This window comes from Delftia sp. ASV31 (genome assembly GCF_016428765.1).
In the GTDB taxonomy this organism is placed as follows: Bacteria; Pseudomonadota; Gammaproteobacteria; order Burkholderiales; family Burkholderiaceae_C; genus Comamonas; species Comamonas acidovorans.
Map to the genome: position 1 here is coordinate 1 of NZ_JAELTK010000100.1, position 18,689 is coordinate 18,689.

Annotated in this window: 18 protein-coding genes; 13 read left to right on the plus strand and 5 right to left on the minus strand. The window is 65.8% G+C overall.

Features of this window, described 5'->3' with window-relative positions; translation table 11 throughout:
- Positions 1-256: 256 nt before the first annotated feature.
- Positions 257-1,024, minus strand: a complete 768-nt coding sequence (locus JHD82_RS25190) for a class II glutamine amidotransferase (RefSeq protein WP_099735233.1) — start codon at positions 1,022-1,024, stop codon at positions 257-259.
- 99 nt (positions 1,025-1,123) lie between these two features.
- Here JHD82_RS25190 and JHD82_RS25195 point away from each other — a divergent pair, with 99 nt between their 5' ends.
- The gene (locus tag JHD82_RS25195) at positions 1,124-1,792 is read left to right on the plus strand and encodes a hypothetical protein (RefSeq protein ID WP_199139406.1); all 669 of its coding nucleotides are present in this window, start codon (positions 1,124-1,126) and stop codon (positions 1,790-1,792) included.
- Positions 1,793-1,855: 63 nt separating this feature from the next.
- On the opposite strand, the gene JHD82_RS25200 is transcribed toward JHD82_RS25195, so the two are convergent.
- From JHD82_RS25200 to JHD82_RS25210, 3 genes are all read right to left on the minus strand, one after another.
- Positions 1,856-2,044 carry a 4-oxalocrotonate tautomerase gene (locus JHD82_RS25200; protein ID WP_012202595.1) on the minus strand — a complete coding sequence of 63 codons (189 nt, stop codon included), beginning with the start codon at positions 2,042-2,044 and terminating at the stop codon, positions 1,856-1,858.
- Between the two features lie 17 nt (positions 2,045-2,061).
- Positions 2,062-2,316, minus strand: coding sequence for a cysteine-rich CWC family protein (locus tag JHD82_RS25205; RefSeq protein WP_199139408.1), 255 nt, complete (start codon positions 2,314-2,316; stop codon positions 2,062-2,064).
- Positions 2,317-2,396: 80 nt separating this feature from the next.
- Entirely contained in the window at positions 2,397-4,589 is a 2,193-nt protein-coding gene (locus JHD82_RS25210) for a malate synthase G (protein WP_012202597.1), read from the minus strand.
- A gap of 304 nt (positions 4,590-4,893) precedes the next feature.
- Here JHD82_RS25210 and JHD82_RS25215 point away from each other — a divergent pair, with 304 nt between their 5' ends.
- The 9 genes from JHD82_RS25215 (at position 4,894) to JHD82_RS25255 (ending at position 13,511) form a co-directional block, all read left to right on the plus strand.
- Positions 4,894-5,829, plus strand: coding sequence for a LysR family transcriptional regulator (locus JHD82_RS25215; protein ID WP_013804758.1), 936 nt, complete (start codon positions 4,894-4,896; stop codon positions 5,827-5,829).
- 28 nt (positions 5,830-5,857) lie between these two features.
- On the plus strand, positions 5,858-6,463 hold the full coding sequence (locus tag JHD82_RS25220) for a DUF3016 domain-containing protein (protein ID WP_199139410.1): 606 nt from the start codon (positions 5,858-5,860) through the stop codon (positions 6,461-6,463).
- 107 nt (positions 6,464-6,570) lie between these two features.
- Entirely contained in the window at positions 6,571-7,017 is a 447-nt protein-coding gene (locus JHD82_RS25225; RefSeq protein ID WP_012202600.1) for a DUF2214 family protein, read from the plus strand.
- A 54-nt stretch (positions 7,018-7,071) separates the two neighbouring features.
- The gene (gene argS, locus JHD82_RS25230) at positions 7,072-8,769 is read left to right on the plus strand and encodes an arginine--tRNA ligase (RefSeq protein ID WP_043825927.1); all 1,698 of its coding nucleotides are present in this window, start codon (positions 7,072-7,074) and stop codon (positions 8,767-8,769) included.
- A gap of 20 nt (positions 8,770-8,789) precedes the next feature.
- Positions 8,790-9,479 carry an SPOR domain-containing protein gene (locus JHD82_RS25235; protein WP_012202602.1) on the plus strand — a complete coding sequence of 230 codons (690 nt, stop codon included), beginning with the start codon at positions 8,790-8,792 and terminating at the stop codon, positions 9,477-9,479.
- 81 nt (positions 9,480-9,560) lie between these two features.
- Complete coding sequence (locus JHD82_RS25240; protein WP_123694680.1) at positions 9,561-10,211, plus strand: thiol:disulfide interchange protein DsbA/DsbL; 651 nt, start codon at positions 9,561-9,563, stop codon at positions 10,209-10,211.
- A gap of 181 nt (positions 10,212-10,392) precedes the next feature.
- The gene (gene lptA / locus JHD82_RS25245) at positions 10,393-11,055 is read left to right on the plus strand and encodes a lipopolysaccharide transport periplasmic protein LptA (RefSeq protein WP_013804753.1); all 663 of its coding nucleotides are present in this window, start codon (positions 10,393-10,395) and stop codon (positions 11,053-11,055) included.
- Positions 11,052-11,840: an LPS export ABC transporter ATP-binding protein gene (gene lptB / locus JHD82_RS25250; protein ID WP_012202605.1), complete on the plus strand. Its 789-nt coding sequence runs from the start codon at positions 11,052-11,054 to the stop codon at positions 11,838-11,840. Before lptA ends, lptB begins: the two co-directional genes overlap by 4 nt.
- 54 nt (positions 11,841-11,894) lie before the next feature.
- A complete protein-coding gene (locus tag JHD82_RS25255; RefSeq protein WP_199139412.1) occupies positions 11,895-13,511 on the plus strand; it encodes an RNA polymerase factor sigma-54 in 1,617 nt (538 codons plus the stop codon).
- Between the two features lie 46 nt (positions 13,512-13,557).
- On the opposite strand, the gene rtcR is transcribed toward JHD82_RS25255, so the two are convergent.
- Positions 13,558-15,165 carry an RNA repair transcriptional activator RtcR gene (gene rtcR, locus JHD82_RS25260; RefSeq protein ID WP_199139414.1) on the minus strand — a complete coding sequence of 536 codons (1,608 nt, stop codon included), beginning with the start codon at positions 15,163-15,165 and terminating at the stop codon, positions 13,558-13,560.
- A gap of 698 nt (positions 15,166-15,863) precedes the next feature.
- Between rtcR and JHD82_RS25265 the strand changes: the two genes are divergently transcribed.
- The 3 genes from JHD82_RS25265 to JHD82_RS25275 form a co-directional block, all read left to right on the plus strand.
- Complete coding sequence (locus tag JHD82_RS25265; protein WP_199139416.1) at positions 15,864-17,003, plus strand: slipin family protein; 1,140 nt, start codon at positions 15,864-15,866, stop codon at positions 17,001-17,003.
- Between the two features lie 56 nt (positions 17,004-17,059).
- The gene (locus JHD82_RS25270; protein ID WP_043820033.1) at positions 17,060-17,557 is read left to right on the plus strand and encodes a hypothetical protein; all 498 of its coding nucleotides are present in this window, start codon (positions 17,060-17,062) and stop codon (positions 17,555-17,557) included.
- A gap of 59 nt (positions 17,558-17,616) precedes the next feature.
- A partial coding sequence (locus JHD82_RS25275) for an RtcB family protein (RefSeq protein WP_199139418.1) occupies positions 17,617-18,689 on the plus strand: 1,073 nt, incomplete at its 3' end.

An 18,689-nucleotide genomic window follows, 5' to 3' on the forward strand; every position in this document is an offset into this window, starting at 1 on the left:
CCATCCCGAACAGGACAGTGAAACGACTTTGCGCCGATGATAGTGCGGGTTCCCGTGTGAAAGTAGGTCATCGTCAGGCTCTTACAGCCCAAGAAACCCCGTAGCCCAAAGCTACGGGGTTTTTTGCATTGGGCTGGGGAAATGGAGAAACAGGCAGAACAGCCAAAACGGACGGCCAAACGAATATCCAAAACGGACATCCCAAAAAAAGAGAGCGCTGACGCGCTCTCTTTTTTCATCCTGAATGCGCAATCGTTCAAAGCGGCAGGCATTCGCCCTGTACAAAGACCTTGAGTTCGCCCGACTGGATCGAGGTCCAGGTCTCATTCTTGGTCAACGGCGCTGTGACGATGATGGCCACACGGTCCTGTGGTGTGGTCTCCCGGGCGAAGTCCACGGTAAGGTCCTCATCCGACAGATGGGCCTGGGCAAAGGGGTGGCGACGTTCGATGTAGCACAGGTGTGTGGTGGCATGGGCCCACAGCGCTTCGCCGTTGGACAGCAGGAAGTTGAAGGTGCCGTGCGGCGAGATGCGCTTGGCCAGTTCGCGCAGCGTGTGCGTGAGTTCCTGCACGCTGGGCAGGCCGGCATGGGACTTCCATAGCTCCTGAAGAATCCAGCAGAAGGCCTGCTCGCTGTCGGTGTTGCCTACCGGATGGAAGTGGGCATGCAGTTTGGGAGCGAAGCCCTTGAGATCCCCGTTGTGGGCAAAGACCCAGTTGCGGCCCCACAGTTCACGCACGAAGGGGTGGCAGTTCTGCAGGCTTACCGCGCCCTGCGTGGCCTTGCGGATGTGGGCGATGACGTTGCGGCTCTTGATCGGGTACTCGCGTATCAGCTTGGCGATGGGCGAGTCGATGGCGCGCTCGTAGCCGACGAAGTGGCGCAGGCCCTTGTCCTCGAAGAAGGCGATGCCCCAGCCGTCCGTATGGTCGCCGGTATTGCCCGCCCGCTGGGTGAACCCCGAAAAGCTGAAGCGCACGTCGGTGGGCGTGTTGCAGTTCATTCCAAGCAGCTGGCACATGGCGGTATCGTTGTTTGCGTAGTTCAAGCCATAGCCTAACGCCTGGCGCGGCAGCTGCAAGCACAATGCGGGGCAACGGCAAAAAAACGGAACACACCCATGCCCATCCTCTGTCTGCATACGGCGCACAGCAACGCCGTGATCTTCGAGCAGGCTGCTGCCGAACTGGGCTGGCCGGCCCACTCAATCGTTCATCAGGTGCATGAGGAACTGCTATTGGAGGCGGAGGCTGCAGGTGGCATGAATGCGTCGCTTCGGCAGAAAGCGGCAGGGCAGCTCGATGCGCTGGCAGACCATGCCGATATCGATGCCGTGCTGCTGACCTGCTCGACCCTGGGCCCGGCCGTGGCGGATTGCCGCAGTGGCAAGGTCTGGCGTGCCGATGGCATGCTGGCGCGCAAGGTGGCCGCTGCCTTGCAAAGTGACCCCGAATCGCGCATTGCACTGCTGTGCGCCGCTCCCACGACGTACGAAGCCACGCGCAATCTGTTCATGGGAGAACTGCAGCAAGGCAACGCAGATCAACGCATGCAGCTGCAGTGTGTTGAAGGGGCCTGGGCTCTTTTTCGCAGTGGTGATGTCGCCGGCTATGTGGCGTGCATGGCCGATGCGGCTGTTCAGGCCCATGCCGCGGGTGCCACCCAGGTGGCCCTGACCCAGGTGTCCATGGATGGCGTTGCCAGGCACTGGAAGCCAGATGCCTCCATGCCTGTGCCCTGGACGGTGGCTGGGAGTGCACTGCAGGCACTCATGGAAATACGGGATTAAAGACCAGTTTTCATGAAAAAAGGCAGCCAAAGCTGCCTTTTGCATGCATCGAGCGAAAGATCCTCAGCTGCGTTCGGACCAGAGCTTGCCGCCTGTGGCCCAGTTTTCGCGCTTGATGTCGGTGATCAGGATGTCCACCGATTCGGGCGAGCCACCGAGGACTTCAACCGAGACGCGCGTGATCTCTTCGACCAGCTTGCGCTTTTGTTCGACGGTGCGGCCTTCCATCATTTCGACGTGGTATGTGGGCATGTCAATCTCCTCAGGGATCAAGTTCTAGGGGGGTGGGTCGGCGACATCATATCGGCCGACGCGGGTGGTCGAGGCTTGTCGGTGCCAAGCGCGCAGGCGGGGCACAGGCAGGCCTTGTTGCGCATGGGCTCCGGAATGCGGGCCAGTGCATCGGGTGCCACCGGGGTGTCCATGCACCAGCAGTTCAGCGGATCAACGCCCGCAAGAATGGCGCATTGATTGCTGCGGCCGCACAGCGGACACAGGCTGGCATCGGGGGGAGGGGCGCTCATCGTGGTTCCGAGTGTAGGCCCATGAAAAAAGCACCTCAGGCAAGCCTGGGTGCTTTTGCAGCCTTGGGCGCCGCCAGGTGTCAGGCGGCTGCCTTGACCTTCAGGCGCCAGGCATGCAGCAGGGGCTCGGTGTAGCCACTGGGTTGCTCCTTGCCCTTGAAGACCAGGTCACAGGCGGCCTGGTAGGCCATCGAGGTGTCGAAGTGGCCGGCCATGGGCTTGTACAGTGCATCGCCCGCGTTCTGCTGATCGACCACGGCGGCCATGCGCTCGAAGGTCTCGCGCACCTGGGCCTCGGTCACGATGCCGTGCTGCAGCCAGTTGGCGATGTGCTGGCTGGAGATGCGCAGGGTGGCGCGGTCTTCCATCAGGCCCACGTTGTGGATGTCGGGCACCTTGGAGCAGCCCACGCCCTGGTCCACCCAGCGCACCACATAGCCGAGGATGCCCTGGACGTTGTTGTCCAGCTCCTGCTGCTTTTCAGCCGCGCTCCACTTGTCTTCCTTGACCACGGGCACCTGCAGCAGGTCGGCCAGGATGGTGGCGCGCTCGGCGTCGGCATTGGTCTGCTCCAGCTGCTTTTGCACTTCGGCCACGTTGACCTGGTGGTAGTGCAGGGCGTGCAGCGTGGCGGCCGTGGGCGAGGGCACCCAGGCGGTATTGGCGCCGGCCTTGGGGTGGCCGATCTTTTGCTCCAGCATGGCCTTCATCAGGTCGGGCATGGCCCACATGCCCTTGCCGATCTGCGCCTTGCCGCGCAGGCCCAGGCCCAGGCCCACGAGCACGTTGCTGCGCTCATAGGCGGCCAGCCAGGCACTGCCCTTCATGTCGGCCTTGCGGACCATGGGGCCGGCATACATGGCGGTGTGCATTTCGTCGCCCGTGCGGTCCAGGAAGCCGGTGTTGATGAAGGCCACGCGCGATGCGGCGGCGGCGATGCAGGCCTTGAGGTTGACGCTGGTGCGGCGCTCCTCGTCCATGATGCCCAGCTTGACGGTGTTCTCGGGCAGGCCCAGGACCTTTTCCACGCGGCCGAACAGCTCGCTGGCGAAGGCAGCTTCCGCGGGGCCGTGCATCTTGGGCTTGACGATGTAGACGCTTCCCGTGCGCGAGTTGCGGATGCCGTTGGCGCCCAGACCCTTGATGTCGTGGACGGCGATGGCCGTGGTGACCATGGCGTCCAGGATGCCCTCGGGGATTTCCTTGCCGTTGCCCCAGAGGATGGCCGGGTTGGTCATCAGGTGGCCGACATTGCGCACGAACATCAGCGAACGGCCATGCAGCTTGACGGGCTTGCCATCGGCGCCCGTGTACTCGCGGTCGGCGTTCAGTCCGCGCGTCATGCTCTTGCCGCCCTTGTCGAAGGTTTCGGTCAGCGTGCCCTTGAGGATGCCCAGCCAGTTGGCATAGCCGACCACCTTGTCTTCGGCATCCACGGCGGCCACGGAGTCTTCCAGGTCCAGGATGGTGGACAGGGCGGCTTCGACCACCACGTCGGCCACGCCGGCGGCATCGGTCTGGCCGATGGCCGTGGTCTTGTCGATGCGGATGTCGATGTGCAGGCCGTTGTTGAGCAGCAGCACGGAAGAGGGCGCCGCGGCATCGCCCTGGTAGCCGACGAACTGGGCGGTGTTCTTCAGGCCCGTGGTGCCGCCGCTCTTGAGTGCGACGACCAGTTGGCCAGCTTCCACGCGATAGCCGGCGGCATCCTTGTGCGAGCCCGAGGCCAGCGGGGCGGCCTGGTCCAGGAAATCACGTGCGAAGGCGATCACCTTGGCGCCGCGCACGGGGTTGTAGCCCTTGCCCTTTTCCGCGCCACCGTCTTCGCCGATGGCGTCCGTGCCGTACAGCGCGTCATACAGCGAACCCCAGCGCGCGTTGGCGGCGTTCAGCGCATAGCGGGCGTTGAGAATGGGCACGACCAGCTGGGGGCCGGCCTGGATGGCCAGTTCCGCATCCACATTGGTGGTGGTGGCCTTGGCATCCTTGGGCTGCTCGACCAGATAGCCGATCTGCGTCAGGAACTGCTGGTAGCCGGCCATGTCGGTGATGGGGCCAGGATGGGCCTTGTGCCAGGTGTCCAGCTCGGTCTGCAGGCGGTCACGCTCGGCCAGCAGGGCGGCATTGCGAGGAGCCAGATCGTTGACGATCGCGTCGAAGCCTTTCCAGAACGCCTCGGGAGCGACACCGGTGCCCGGGAGCACTTGTTCATTGATGAAACGGTGCAGCTCTGTAGCGACCTGCAGGCTGTGGGCTTGGGTGCGATCGGTCATGGTGGGAACCCCGGGTTGGATGGATGGAAAGGCTTGGCAGACCCTTTTCGGGCCTGACTATAAGGAATACTTTATTAGATTTATTTGCGTACATAAATAGACCATAAATCTTAAAACTCGTGACTTTTACGCAAAAATGTGGGAAGGTTATGCGCGCGCCAAAACCGGCCGGCTTTGGCGCACAGCCCTATGCATGGTGCACATGGAGGACAGCCAGTGCCCACTATGCAAAAAGGCGAGTCACAGGAGACGGGTGTGCGGTCGCATGCCCCACAAGAACACGGAAAAGAAACGGACAGCGGTCATGGACAAGCTCAAGGCATTCGAGTCATTCGTATCGGTGGCAACGCGCGGCAGCCTCACGGCGGCGGCCAAGGCGGAAGGCGTGGCGCCGGCCATCATGGGGCGGCGCCTCGATGCCCTGGAAGAGCACCTGGGCGTCAAGCTCATGGTGCGCACCACGCGGCGCATCTCCCTCACGCATGAGGGCAGCGCCTTTCTCGAGGATTGCCAGCGCCTGCTGTCCGATGTGTCCAACGCCGAGGCCAGTGTCAGCGCGGGCGGGGTCAAGGCCACGGGCCACCTGCGCATCACGGCGCCGGCGGGCTTTGGCAGGCGGCACGTGGCGCCCCTGGTGCCGCTCTTTCGGGATCTGCACCCGGATGTGACGATTTCCCTGAACCTCAGCGACCGCGTGGTCGATCTGGCCGGCGAAGGCTTTGACTGCGCGGTGCGCGTGGGCGATCTGCCCGACTCGGCCCTGGTCAGCGTGCGCATTGCCGACAACCGGCGCCAGTGCGTGGCCACGCCTGCCTATCTGGAGCGCCGGGGCACGCCACGCCACCCCAGCGAGCTGACCCAGCACGACTGCCTGACGCTGTCCAGCGACGCCTCGCAGACGCGTGGCTGGGCCTTTCGCATCCCCCATCCCGACAGCGGCACCAGCGAGGTCGTGCACTTCAAGCCGGGCGGCCCGCTGGACTGCTCCGACGGCCAGGTACTGCACGACTGGTGCCTGGGCGGCTGGGGCATCGCCTGGCGCAGCACCTGGGAGGTCGAGGCCGAGATCACCTCGGGCCGCCTGGTGGCCGTGCTCGAAACATTCGCGGCGCCGCCCAATGGCATTTTTGTCGTCTTTCCCCAGCGCAAGCACATGCCGCTGCGTGTGCGGCTGTGGATCGACTATCTCAAGCACCACTACGAGCAGCCGGATTTCTGGCGGCGTACCCACGCGGCCTGAGCGGGCCGCCCAGCAAGGAGGAATGAGCATGGCAGTGTCGATAGCGACGAAAGCGGTATCCGCAACGCAGGGCGGGGCCCCAGGACGGCGGCGCTGGATGCGCATGGCGCTGGGAGCCGCCTGCCTGGGCATGGTGGCGGGCTGCGCCGTCCAGGGGTCGGGGCAGGGCCGGCCGGACGGGATGCGGCAGGGCGCGGTGCCTGCCGGCATCGTGAGCGTGACCTTTGACGATCCCTCGCGGTTCGACGCCGGGCGCAACGGACCCCAGGAGTCCGAGAAGGCGCGCCGCGCCTGGGTCGATGCCCTGGCCCAGTTCCTGGCCGAGCGTGCCGCGCCCAGGCTGCCCCAGGGCCAGCGGCTTAAAGTTCACCTCACCGATGTGCAGCGCGCAGGCGGCTTCGAGCCCTGGCGCGGGCCCCAGGCTGCCGATGTGCGCATCGTGCGCGACATCTACCCACCGCGCATCGACCTGCGCTTCAAGCTGCTGGGAGCCGATGGAAAGCTGCTGCGAGAAGGCAGCCGCCAGCTGCGCGACGCCAGCTTCATGATGCGCCCGGACCTCTATCCCAACGATCCGCTGCGCTACGAAAAGACGCTGCTGGACGACTGGGTGCGCGCGGAACTGGGGCGCTGACCGGACCGCAGTGGTCTACCGATTGCCTCGGACATCACGATGGCAGTCCCCGTTTCTGGCGTAATGGACGCTTGGCCCAAGAGGCCCAATTTCTATACGGATTCCCCATGACGATAGAAGCCATCCTGGCCAGCCTCCACCTGCTGGCCATCCTCACCTTCGTGGTGTTCCTGTCCAGCCAGGCGGCGCTGTGCCGCAGCGAGTGGATGAACGCCGCCGTGGTGCAGCGCCTGGCGCGGCTGGACATGATCTATGGCCTTGCCGTGGTCTTCCTGGTGCTCACCGGCATCGCCCGTCTGGTGTGGGGCGTCAAGGGCATGTCCTGGTACGTCTCGCAGCCACTGTTTCATCTGAAGATGACTTTGTTTGTCGTCGGCGCGCTGCTGTCGATCAAGCCCACTCTGGCCTTCCGGCGCTGGCGCCGCGCGCTGGATGCCGGCCAGGGCCTGCCCCAGCCGGCCGAGGTCGCCAGCACGCGCCGCTGGGTGATGTGGCAGGCCCATGTGGTGCCCGTGATCGCCGTCGTCGCGGTGTTCTGGGCGCGGGGCATGTAGGCTCCGTTTTCCTGTCCGGCGGCATGGGGTGGGCCTGCCACGTAGAATCCGCCGATGCTCTCCGTCAAACAGGAACTGCTCGCGGCTCTGGCCGGCGAGCTTGAAACTTTGTCGCCCGGCGCCGGTGCCCGTGCCGCTTTTGAATCCCCCAAGGTGGCTGCCCATGGCGATTTCGCCTGCACGGCCGCCATGCAGCTGGCCAAGCCGCTCAAGCTCAACCCGCGTTCGCTGGGCGAGCAGCTCAAGGCCGCACTGGAGGCCACGCCGTCCTTCCAGCGTTGGGTCGATGCCATCGAGATCGCCGGCCCCGGCTTTCTGAACATCCGCCTCAAGCCCGCCGCCAAGCAGCAAATCATCCGCGAAGTGCTGGAGCAGGCCGAGAAGTTCGGCTGGCTGGCCGACCGTGGCGCAAAGATGCTGGTCGAGTTCGTCTCCGCCAACCCCACCGGCCCGCTGCACGTGGGCCATGGCCGCCAGGCCGCGCTGGGCGATGCCATCTGCAACCTCTATGCCACCCAGGGCTGGGGCGTGCACCGCGAGTTCTACTACAACGACGCGGGCGTGCAGATCGACACGCTGACCAAGAGCACGCAGCTGCGTGCCAAGGGCTTCAAGCCCGGTGACGAATGCTGGCCCATCGATCCCGAGAATCCGGCAAGCAAGGCCTTCTACAACGGCTCCTACATCCAGGACATCGCCGACGACTTCCTGGCCCGCAAGACCGTCAAGGCCGATGACCGCGAATTCACGGCCAACGGCGATGTCGAGGACTACGACAACATCCGCCAGTTCGCCGTCGCCTATCTGCGCAACGAGCAGGACAAGGACCTGCAGGCCTTCAACCTGCACTTTGACGAGTACTACCTCGAATCCAGCCTCTACACCAATGGCTATGTCGAGGACGCGGTGCAGCGCCTGATCGCGGGCGGACATACCTACGAACTCGACGGCGCGCTCTGGCTCAAGTCCACCGACTACGGTGACGACAAGGACCGCGTGATGCGCAAGCAGGACGGCAACTACACGTACTTCGTGCCCGATGTCGCCTACCACATCCAGAAATTCAAGCGCGGCTACTCCAAGGTCGTCAACATCCAGGGCACGGACCACCACGGCACCATCGCGCGCGTGCGCGCCGGCCTGCAGGCCGCCGACGTGGGCATCCCTGCCGGCTATCCCGACTATGTGCTGCACACCATGGTGCGCGTGGTGCGCGGGGGTGAGGAAGTCAAGATCAGCAAGCGCGCCGGCTCCTACGTCACGCTGCGCGACCTGATCGAGTGGACCAGCAAGGACGCGGTGCGTTTCTTCCTGCTGTCCCGCAAGCCCGACACCGAGTACACCTTCGACGTGGACCTGGCCGTGGCCCAGAACAACGACAACCCCGTGTACTACGTCCAGTACGCCCATGCGCGCATCTGCTCGGTACTGGCCGCCTGGGGGGGTGACGCGGCCACGCTCAAGGACGTGGACCTGTCGGCGCTGGAAGGCCCGCAGGCCCAGGCGCTGATGCTGCAGCTGGCCAAGTACCCGGCCATGCTGACCTCGGCCGCAGAAGGCAATGCGCCGCACGACGTGACGTTCTACCTGCGCGAACTGGCTTCGCTGTACCACAGCTACTACGACGCGGAACGCATCCTGGTGGACGACGAAAAGGTCAAGCTCGCCCGCCTGGCGCTGATCTCGGCCACGCGCCAGGTATTGCACAATGGCCTGGCAGTGCTGGGCGTCTCGGCCCCGCAACGCATGTAACTTCGAGCGACAAGCGATCTATGAAGACACAGCAACGTGGGGGCACCGTCATCGGTCTCATCATCGGCATGATCGTCGGGCTGGCAGCAGCCCTGGCCGTCGCCGTCTATGTGACCAAGGTGCCCGTGCCCTTTCTCTCCAAGGGCGGCAAGACGGCCGACCAGGACGCGGCCGAGGCCCAGCGCAACAAGAACTGGGACCCCAACGCACCGCTGCAGGGCAAGAACCCGGCGCCGCCACCACCGGCCGCCGTCACGCCCAGCCTCCCCGGCAGCACCGCGCCAACCGCTCCCACCCCGCCCGCCGTTGCAGGAGGCGTGACTCCGCCACCCGCGCCCGTGGACCCGGCCAAGCCGCCCGCCAAGCCCGAAACCAAGGCCGATGGCAAGAGCTCGGCCGATCCGCTGGGTGACCTGGTCAAGTCGCGCTCCGCCGCCGCCGAGAAGGCGGAAAAGGCAGAAAAGGCTGACGCCGCCTTCAACTACTTCGTGCAGGCCGGCGCCTTCCGCAGCCAGGGCGATGCCGATGCGCAGCGCGCCAAGCTGGCCATGCTGGGTTGGGAGGCGCGCGTGAGCGAGCGCGAGCAAAACGGCATCACCATCTTCCGCGTGCGTGTGGGTCCGTTCACCAAGCGCGACGATGCCGAGCAGCTCAAGCAAAAGCTCGATGGCGCCGGGGTCGAGTCCACGCTGGTGCGCGCCGCACGCTGAAAGCGCGTTGCGACAAGAGCGCTGAACTTTTGGCGGGCCCCTGCCTCCTAACCTGCAGCATTGAACGAGGAGTTTGTTTTGATGAATCGCCGCGACTTTTCCCTGGCTGCCTCGGCAGCCGCTGCCAGCGCACTGACGCTGGGCACTTCCGCCGCCCAGGCTCAGGCCGCAGCGCCCAAGGAGGGCAAGGACTACATCAAGCTGGCCAAGCCCGCACCCACCAGCGCCGGCGCCGGCAAGGTCGAGGTGGTCGAGTTCTTCTGGTACAGCTGCCCGCACTGCAATGCGTTCGAGCCCACCTTTGCCGCCTGGAAGAACCAGGCGCCGGCCGACGTGGTCGTGCACCGCGTGCCCGTGGCTTTCAACGCCACTTTCGTGCCCCAGCAAAAGCTCTACTACGCCTTCGAAGGCATGAACCTGCTGGACACCATGCATGCGCGCGCCTTCCACGCCATCCATGTGGAACGCAACCGCCTGGCCAAGGACGAGGACATCTTCGCCTGGGTCGGCAAGCAGGGCGTGGACGTGGCCAAGTTCAAGGAGGTCTACAACTCCTTCACGGTATCCAACCAGGTTCGCAAGGCCACCCAGCTGCAGCAGGACTATGACGTGGAAGGCGTGCCGGCCATGGGCGTGGCGGGCCGTTACTACACCGACGGCACCAAGGCCGGCAACATGACCAATGTGCTGCGCGTGGTCGATCAGCTGATCGCCACCAGCCGCAAGGGCTGAGGCCCGGGCCTCGGCCCAGCCAAGCCAAGCCAAGCCGCGACAGGCCCGCCATTGCGCGGGCCTGTCGCTTTTGGAAACCTCTTTTTGTGCCTTTGTGTCAGCGCTTTCCGTGCGCGTTGAAAGACGCCAGGAACGGTTGCGCGCGACACCCCCTACAATGGATGCAAGAAGCGTGCCCTCCATGAAACAACGACTTTCCTCCCTCCTGCTCGCCGCCGCCCTGGCGGCTTTCGCCGGTATGGCACAGGCCGAAAAGGCCGACAGCACCAAGCCCATGAACATCGAGGCTGATGCGCTGCGCCATGACGAACTCAAGCAGACCAGCGTCTTCACTGGCAACGTGGTGATGACCAAGGGCACCATCGTGCTGCGCGGCGCCCAGCTCGATGTGCGGCAAGACCCTGAAGGCTTTCAGTACGGCGTGGTGACGGCCGAGGCGGGCAAGCGTGCCTTCTTCCGCCAAAAGCGCGATACCGTGCCGGGCCAGCCCGAGGAATTCGTGGAAGGCGAGGGCGAGGTCATCGAATACGACGGCAAGGCCGACCTCGTGAAGTTCATCCGCCGCGGCGAACTGCGCCGCTATCGCGGTGGCCAGCTCAGCGACGAGATCACCGGCTCCATCATCGTCTACAACAACCTCACCGACGTGTTCACCGTTGACGGGCAAAAGACCAGCGGTGGCCAGCCCAGCTCCACGGCCGGCCAGGGCGGTCGCGTGCGCGCCGTGCTGGCGCCCAAGGAAGGCACGCCGGGCTCGCAGCCGCGCGCCCCCGCAGCGGGCACGCCGGGCACGTCCCTGCAGCCCAGCAACAGCCTGGACAGCCTCGGCGGTACCAAGCGATGAGCGGGCAAGCCGCAGCCCCGGCTGCCACTGCACGCGCCGACCAGGGCAGCAGCCTGCAGGCACGCCATCTGGCCAAGTCCTACGGCAGCCGCAAGGTGGTCAAGGACGTGTCGCTGTCCGTGAAAAAGGGCGAGGTCGTGGGCCTGCTGGGCCCCAACGGCGCGGGCAAGACTACCTCGTTCTACATGATCGTGGGCCTGGTGCGCAGCGACGGCGGCGACATCTTCATCGACGGCCAGGCCGTGGGCAACATGCCCATCCACCAGCGCTCGCGCCTGGGCCTGTCCTACCTGCCGCAAGAGGCATCGATCTTCCGCAAGCTCAGCGTCGAGGACAACGTGCGCGCCGTGCTGGAGCTGCAAAGGGACGAGCAGGGCCGGCCGCTGGCGCGCAGCGTCATCGAGGAGCGCCTGACGGCGCTGCTGCAGGAATTGCGCGTGGACCATCTGCGCGCATCGCCTGCGCTGGCGCTGTCGGGCGGCGAACGCCGCCGCGTCGAGATCGCGCGTGCTCTGGCCACTCAGCCGCGCTTCATCCTGCTGGACGAGCCCTTTGCGGGCATCGACCCCATCGCCGTGATCGAGATCCAGCGCATCATCGGCTTTCTCAAGGCGCGCGGCATCGGCGTGCTGATCACCGACCACAACGTGCGCGAGACGCTGGGCATCTGCGACCATGCCTTCATCATCAGCGACGGCCACGTGCTCGCCCAGGGCACACCCGAGGAGATCGTGGACAACGCCGAAGTGCGGCGTGTCTACCTCGGCGAACACTTCCGGATGTAGCGCCATGCCCTGCCTGGCCCGTCTGCGAGACTGTCTGCGCGAAGGAGCTGCCGCTTGAAGCCCGGTCTGTCGCTGCGCGTCTCCCAGCATCTTTCGCTCACTCCCCAGCTGCAGCAGTCGATACAGCTGCTGCAGCTGTCCACGCTGGAGCTGGCGCAGGAAGTGGAGCAGATGCTGGGCGACAACCCCTTCCTGGAACTGGCGAACGAGGAGGGCGATCACGATGCGACTGCCGGCACCCGCGAGCCTGCCGCGCCCGGCGCCGAGGCCACGGAGTCCTTCCAGGAAAGCCGCGCAGACCAGCCTTCGGCGGCGGTGGAGTGGGAGCCCTCGGCGGACGCATCCTCCGGCGATGCCGTGGAGACTTCCGGCACGGCCGAGTCCCTGAGCTGGGAAGGCGACGGCCAGACCAACTCGGGCAACGATGACCGCGACTGGGGCAGCGATGCGCCCTCCAGCCGCACGCGCGGGCAGGGCGAGGAAGACGAGGCCGATGCCACCGAACTGGCACGCAGCGCCGAAAGCCTGACCGACCACCTGCACCGCCAGGCCCTGAGCCTGCGCCTGGGCGAGGTGGACCGCGCCGCACTGCGCTTTCTGATCGAGAACCTCAACGACGACGGCTACCTGGAAGACCCGCTCGACGAGCTGGCACAGGGCCTGGCGGGCGACGATCTGGAGGAGTGCGAGGAACTGGTGCACCGCTTCACCGTGGCGCTGCGCCTGCTGCAAAGCCTGGAGCCCGTGGGCGTGGGCGCGCGCGACCTGGCCGAATGCCTGACGCTGCAACTGCGCGACCAGCTGGCCGATGCCGAGCGCGAAGGCAACGGCAGTGCCGAGGACGAAGACCGGCAGGCCGTGCTGCGCACCGCGCTGGACATCTGCGCCCAGCCCATGGACCTGCTGGCGCGGCGCGACCTGCGCAAGCTCGCCAGCCTGTGCGGTGCGCGCGAGGAGCGGCTGCGCGAGGCGCTGGTGCTGATCACCCGGCTGGAGCCACGCCCGGGCCGGCGCTTTGCCGACGTGCAGCGCCAGATCGTCGTGCCCGACGTCATCGTGCGCCCCGTGCGCAGCGGCGCGGGCCGCATGGACTTCAGCGTGCAGCTCAATCCCGACGTCATGCCCAAGCTGCGCGTGCACGACATCTATGCCAGCGCGCTGCGCAGCCACAGGGGCAGCGAAGGCCATGCAGCGCTGCAGCAGCGGCTGCAGGAGGCGCGCTGGTTCATCAAGAACATCCAGCAGCGCTTCGACACCATCCTGCGCGTGTCGCAGGCCATCGTGGAGCGCCAGAAGAACTTCTTCGTGCATGGCGAGCTGGCCATGCGCCCGCTGGTGCTGCGCGACATTGCCGATGCGCTGGGCCTGCATGAATCCACCATCAGCCGCGTGACCACGGCCAAGTACATGGCCACGCCGCAGGGCACCTACGAGCTCAAGTACTTCTTCGGCTCGGGCCTGGGCACCGAGGCCGGTGGCAATGCCTCCAGCACGGCCGTGCGCGCGCTGATCAAGCAGTTCGTCGCGGCCGAAGACCCCAAGAAGCCGCTGTCGGACAACCAGCTGGCCGACATGCTCAAGGAGCAGGGCATCGAATGCGCGCGGCGCACGGTGGCCAAGTACCGCGAGCTGCTCAAGATCCCGCCGACCACGCTGCGCAAGGCGCTGTAGCCCAGGCGCGCAAACTCGCCATCGCGCCATCGCGCCATCGTGGTGTCTATGGCGTTCGGCCGGCCACGTCATCCCACTTCAAGCCGAATTTCAGCAGGTACTTGCGCAGGCGGTCGGCATCGTTGACCACGCTGCGCTGGGTGCGTGACCGGTCGAACAGGCGGCGCCCCGCATCGGACAGCGAAGGCGACTCCCGGCACACGCGCAGCACCGCTTCGAGCTGCATGCGGTCGAACAGATCCAGCGGCTCCAGCACTTCGGCAGACAGCAGGCTTTGCAGGCTGGCGCCGGCCGGTTGCACGGCATCGCCTCGTTGCCACAGCCACTTCAGGCGCTGTATCTCGGCATCGACCAGGGCCGTGGAGATGCGCCCCCCGTCGGCCAGCGTGGCCAGGCGCGTCATGCTGGCCGACAGGTCGCGGAAGTTGCCGCTCCACAGCGCCTCGGGCGAGCGCGCAAAGCGCAGATAGCGCTCGCGGGCTTCCACGTTGAAGCGCACCATCTGGCCGGTCTCGTCGGCCGAGCGCGCGAGCAGGTGGTCCATGTTGGGTTCGATGTCCTCCGGGCGCCCGGCCAGGCCCGGCAGCGCGTAGGACCACAGGTTGATGCGCGCGAACAAATCCTCGCGAAAGCGCCCCTGCGCCACGTCGATGCGCAGGTCGCGGTGCGTGCCGGCGACCAGTTGGAAGTCGCTGCTGACCTCGCGGTCGCTGCCCATGGGATAGAAGCGCTTTTCCTCCACCGCCTTGAGCAGCATGGCCTGTTCGTCCAGGCCCAGCTCGCCGATTTCGTCCAGGAACAGCACGCCCTGGTGCGCGCTGCGCAGCAGGCCGGCGCGGTCGGCCGCAGCGCCCGTGAACGCGCCCTTCTTGTGGCCGAACAGCACCGAAGCCGCTCCATCGCCGCGCAGCGTGGCGCAATTGACCTCCACGAACTCGCCCTGCACCTGGTGCCTGGCCTTCTTCAACTCGTACATGCGCCGCGCCAGATGCGACTTGCCCGCACCCGTGGGACCCGTGAGCAGGATGGGCGCGCGCGAGCGCACGGCCACGCGCTCGATCTCGTCGATCAGCGCGTTGAACCCGGCATTGCGCGTGGCGATGCCGCTCTTGAGAAATTGCACGGCCTCGCTCTGCTCGGCGCCGAAGCGCTGGGCGATCACGTCGTAGCGCGACAGGTCCAGGTCGATCAGCGCATAGCTGCCCGGGTCGCCCATGCGCTGGCGCCGGGGTGGCGAGGTCTGGGCCAGCACGCCGGGAATGCGGCGCGACTCCACCAGCAGGAACAGGCAGATCTGTGCCACGTGCGTGCCCGTGGTGATGTGCGTCCAGTACTCCTCGCGCTCGGGGTCGAAGCGGTAGGCCTGCGTCCAGTCGAACAGCCGCGCATAGACCTCGCCGAAGTCCCAGGGATCGGCAATGTCCATGGGCACGAGGTTCACCTGGGTCTCGGGCGATGCCGTGGCGATGTCGCCCTGCAGCAGCTGCGCCAGGGCCAGATGGGGCGGCGTGTAGAGCAGCTCCAGCCGCTCCACCACCAGATCCTCGTGCTGCATGAGGGAGAGGGTCGGCCGCCATTTTTCCCAGCGCCCCGCGCCCCTGCCGGAGTCCAGCTGCGTACCCAGAAAGCCGATGACGACCTTTTTCTTTTCCATGTTTCTGTCTAGTTGAATAGCTGAAATTCTAGTTTCTCTGGATTGAAGAAGAAGTCAAGAAAAGTGTGATTTGAGATTTATTCAAATAAATCAATGGGTTGAAGAATTGTCTGGCGCCTGATGCCAGGCTGGCACGCATCTCGCAATAACCAAGGCATCCAGTGCAAGCGGTGACCGCTCACAGGCCGGGGTTGGGGCAAAGGCCCGCCCCGCCGGTGCCGGAAGTCCGGGCCCTCAGGGGCCTGTCGATTTCCCGCATGCCGCACGCCGCAAGCGCTGGGTGACGGCAAGGTTGTGGAAACCGTCCCGCAAGGGACGCCTGGTTCGACTCCAGGCTTGCCAGCCACTGGTAGCTCAGTCTGGTAGAGCACCCTCGCAAGAGGACTGTCGCAGGTTCGATTCCTGTCCACTCTTCCGGCCGCAAGGCCGGGCTATTGAAACGGTCGAAAGACCACCCGCCGAACGCGGGAGGTGGCCACCGGGTTGCGATGCAGCCCCAAGGCCGCCACCCGTCAGCGGCGGCGGCTGTGCCAGGTCCCGGCACGGTCCGCGCCCGCAGCCAGCCACGCTGCAACCTGTTTCCAGGGTTGCCGCCACGGCGCACTGCAAGGCCCGGGCCGTGCCCCCTGGAACCCCGCCGCTGCTGTAACGGCACCCCTATTGATTGCGGCGAAGACGCCGAACGAGGAGAAGAAGAAATGCTGAAGATCCAACGCATCACCGTCAAGAAGAACGAACGCGCCCTGCTGCTGCGCAATGGCGATTTCGAGCGCGTGCTGCACAGCGGCCGGCACTGGCTGTTCGCCGGCACCGACCAGCTGCGCGTGGAAACCTTTGCCCTGGAGCAGCCCGCCTTCACGCACGGCCTGGCCGACTACCTGATGGCCCAGCAGCCCGCCGTGGTGGCCGCCGAATTCCTGCGCGTGGAACTGTCCGAAACCGAGGCGGGCCTGCGCAGCGAAAACGGCGTGCTGGTCGAGATCCTGCCGCCCGGCACGCGCCGCCTGTACTGGAAGGGACTGGTGGACGTGGGCGTGCAGGTGGTCGACCTGCAGGCCGGCGCCGAGCTGCCCGCCGCCCTGGCGGCGCGCCTGACCCAGACGCAGCTGCGCCAGCGCAGCGTGTCCGGCCTCAACGGCGTGCTGCAGGTGCAGGTGCCCGCAGGCCAGTGCGCGCTGCTGACCATCGACGGCAAGGTGGACCGCCTGCTGCAGGCCGGCAGCCATGCGTTCTGGAAGTTCGGCCGCAGCATTGCCGTGGAGCTGGTGGACCTGCGCCTGCAGGCCGTCGAGGTCTCGGGCCAGGACATCATGACCCGCGACAAGGTGAGCCTGCGCCTGAACCTGAGCGCCACCTATCGCCACACCGACGTTCTGCGCGCCTTTGCCCAGCTGCAAAAGCCCGCCGAGCACCTGTACCGCGAACTGCAGTTCGCGCTGCGCGCCGCCGTGGGCACCCGCACGCTCGATGAGCTGCTGGAGAACAAGACGGTGATCGATGACGTGGTGACCGCGCACATGGCGGCCAAGCTGCAGCCCTTCGGCATGGTGGTGGAGAGCGTGGGCGTGAAGGACATCGTGCTGCCCGGCGAGATGAAGGCCATCCTGACCCAGGTGGTGCAGGCCGAAAAGCAGGCCCAGGCCAACGTGATCCGCCGCCGCGAGGAAACGGCGGCCACGCGCTCGCTGCTCAACACCGCCAAGGTCATGGAGGACAACCCCGTGGCCCTGCGCATGAAGGAGCTGGAGACGCTGGAACGCGTGGCCGAGCGCATCGACAAGATCTCCGTGTTCGGCGGGCTGGACCAGGTGCTCAACGGGCTGGTGAAGATGCGTTGACCGGCAGGCTGGTCGGGACACAACGGACAACGAAGAAACAAAAGAGAGGTACGGCCATGGCCGCATTCGAAGAACTATGGAGCTATGAGGTGGGCAAGGCGGGCTGGGCGACGTTGAAGTTCAGCACGCCCGAGGAGGAACTGGTGTGTGCCGTGTCCTACCTGCACGATTCGCTGGGTGATCTGGCCGCCATGGCGCTGGCCTTGGCCAAGGGCGCGCACCGGGCTGCCGCCGTGTTCATGGACGAGCCCGGCGAAGTGCACCTGAGCATGGAAGGTGATCGCGACACCCTTTCCTACGAGCTGCGGCAGTACGCGGACTGGGCCAGCTGGGGCATCACCGCCATGGATGACTATGAAGTGCTGGCCCGCGGGCAGGTGGCCCGCGAGGACGTGGTGCGCAGCGTGTACCGCGTGCTGGACGGCATTTATTGCGGCATGGGTGTCGAGGAATACCGAAAGCGCTGGCTGGAGCATGAATTTCCGCTGCGGGACTATCAAAGCCTCGGCAGCGCCATCCGCAAGCGGGACCTGTCTCGCCTGATGCGTGGATGAGCCGGGCGACAGCAAGACCTGAACAAGACGAACAGACAAGAAGACTGAAGGACAACGCAATGAACTACCTGCAACACAACGTGGAAAACGGCGTCCCCATCAAGATGTGGACCAAGGGCGTGCCCGTGGAGGACGAGGCGCGCAGGCAGCTGGAGAACGCCGCGCGCCTGCCCGTGGTTTTCAGGCATGTCGCGGCCATGCCCGACGTGCACCTGGGCATAGGCGCCACCGTGGGCTCGGTGATCCCGACCATCAAGGCCATCATCCCGGCGGCCGTGGGCGTGGACATCGGCTGCGGAATGATGGCCGCCAAGACCACGCTGCGCGCCGAGGACCTGCCCGACAACCTGGGCCCGCTGCGCTCGGCGATAGAGCAGGCCGTGCCGCATGGCTCGGTGCCGCGCCACCGGGGCCGTGATCCCGGCAGCTGGGAGAACCCGCCCGTGTCGGTGGACCAGGTCTGGGCCACGCTGGCCGAGGAGTTCGACCTGCTGTGCGAGCTGCATCCGCGCCTGGCCAACACCAACAACCGCAAGCACCTGGGAACGCTGGGCAGCGGCAACCACTTCATCGAGATCTGCCTGGACGAGGCGGGCTTCGTGTGGTTCATGCTGCACTCGGGCTCGCGCGGCGTGGGCAATGCCATCGGCACCCATTTCATCGAGCTGGCCAAGAAGGATGCAGAACTCCATCAGCGCAACCTGCCCGACAAGGATCTGGCCTATTTCGAGGAAGGGGCCCGCTACTTTGGCGACTATGTGCGCGGCGTGTCCTGGGCACAGAAGTTCGCCATGCGCAACCGCGAGGTGATGATGGCCAACCTCATCGCCACGGTGCGCAAGGTGATCGCCAAGCCCTTCGAGTCACATGTGGAGGCGGTGAACTGCCACCACAACTACGTGCAGCAGGAGCGCCATTTCGGCCAGGACGTGTTCATCACCCGCAAGGGCGCGGTGAGCGCGCGGCGCGGCGAGCTGGGCATCATCCCGGGCAGCATGGGCGCGCGCAGCTATATCGTGCGCGGCCTGGGCAACCCGGAGAGCTTCGAGAGCTGCAGCCACGGCGCGGGCCGCGTGATGAGCCGCACCAAGGCCAAGAAGATGTTCAGCGTGGAGGACCACATCAAGGCCAC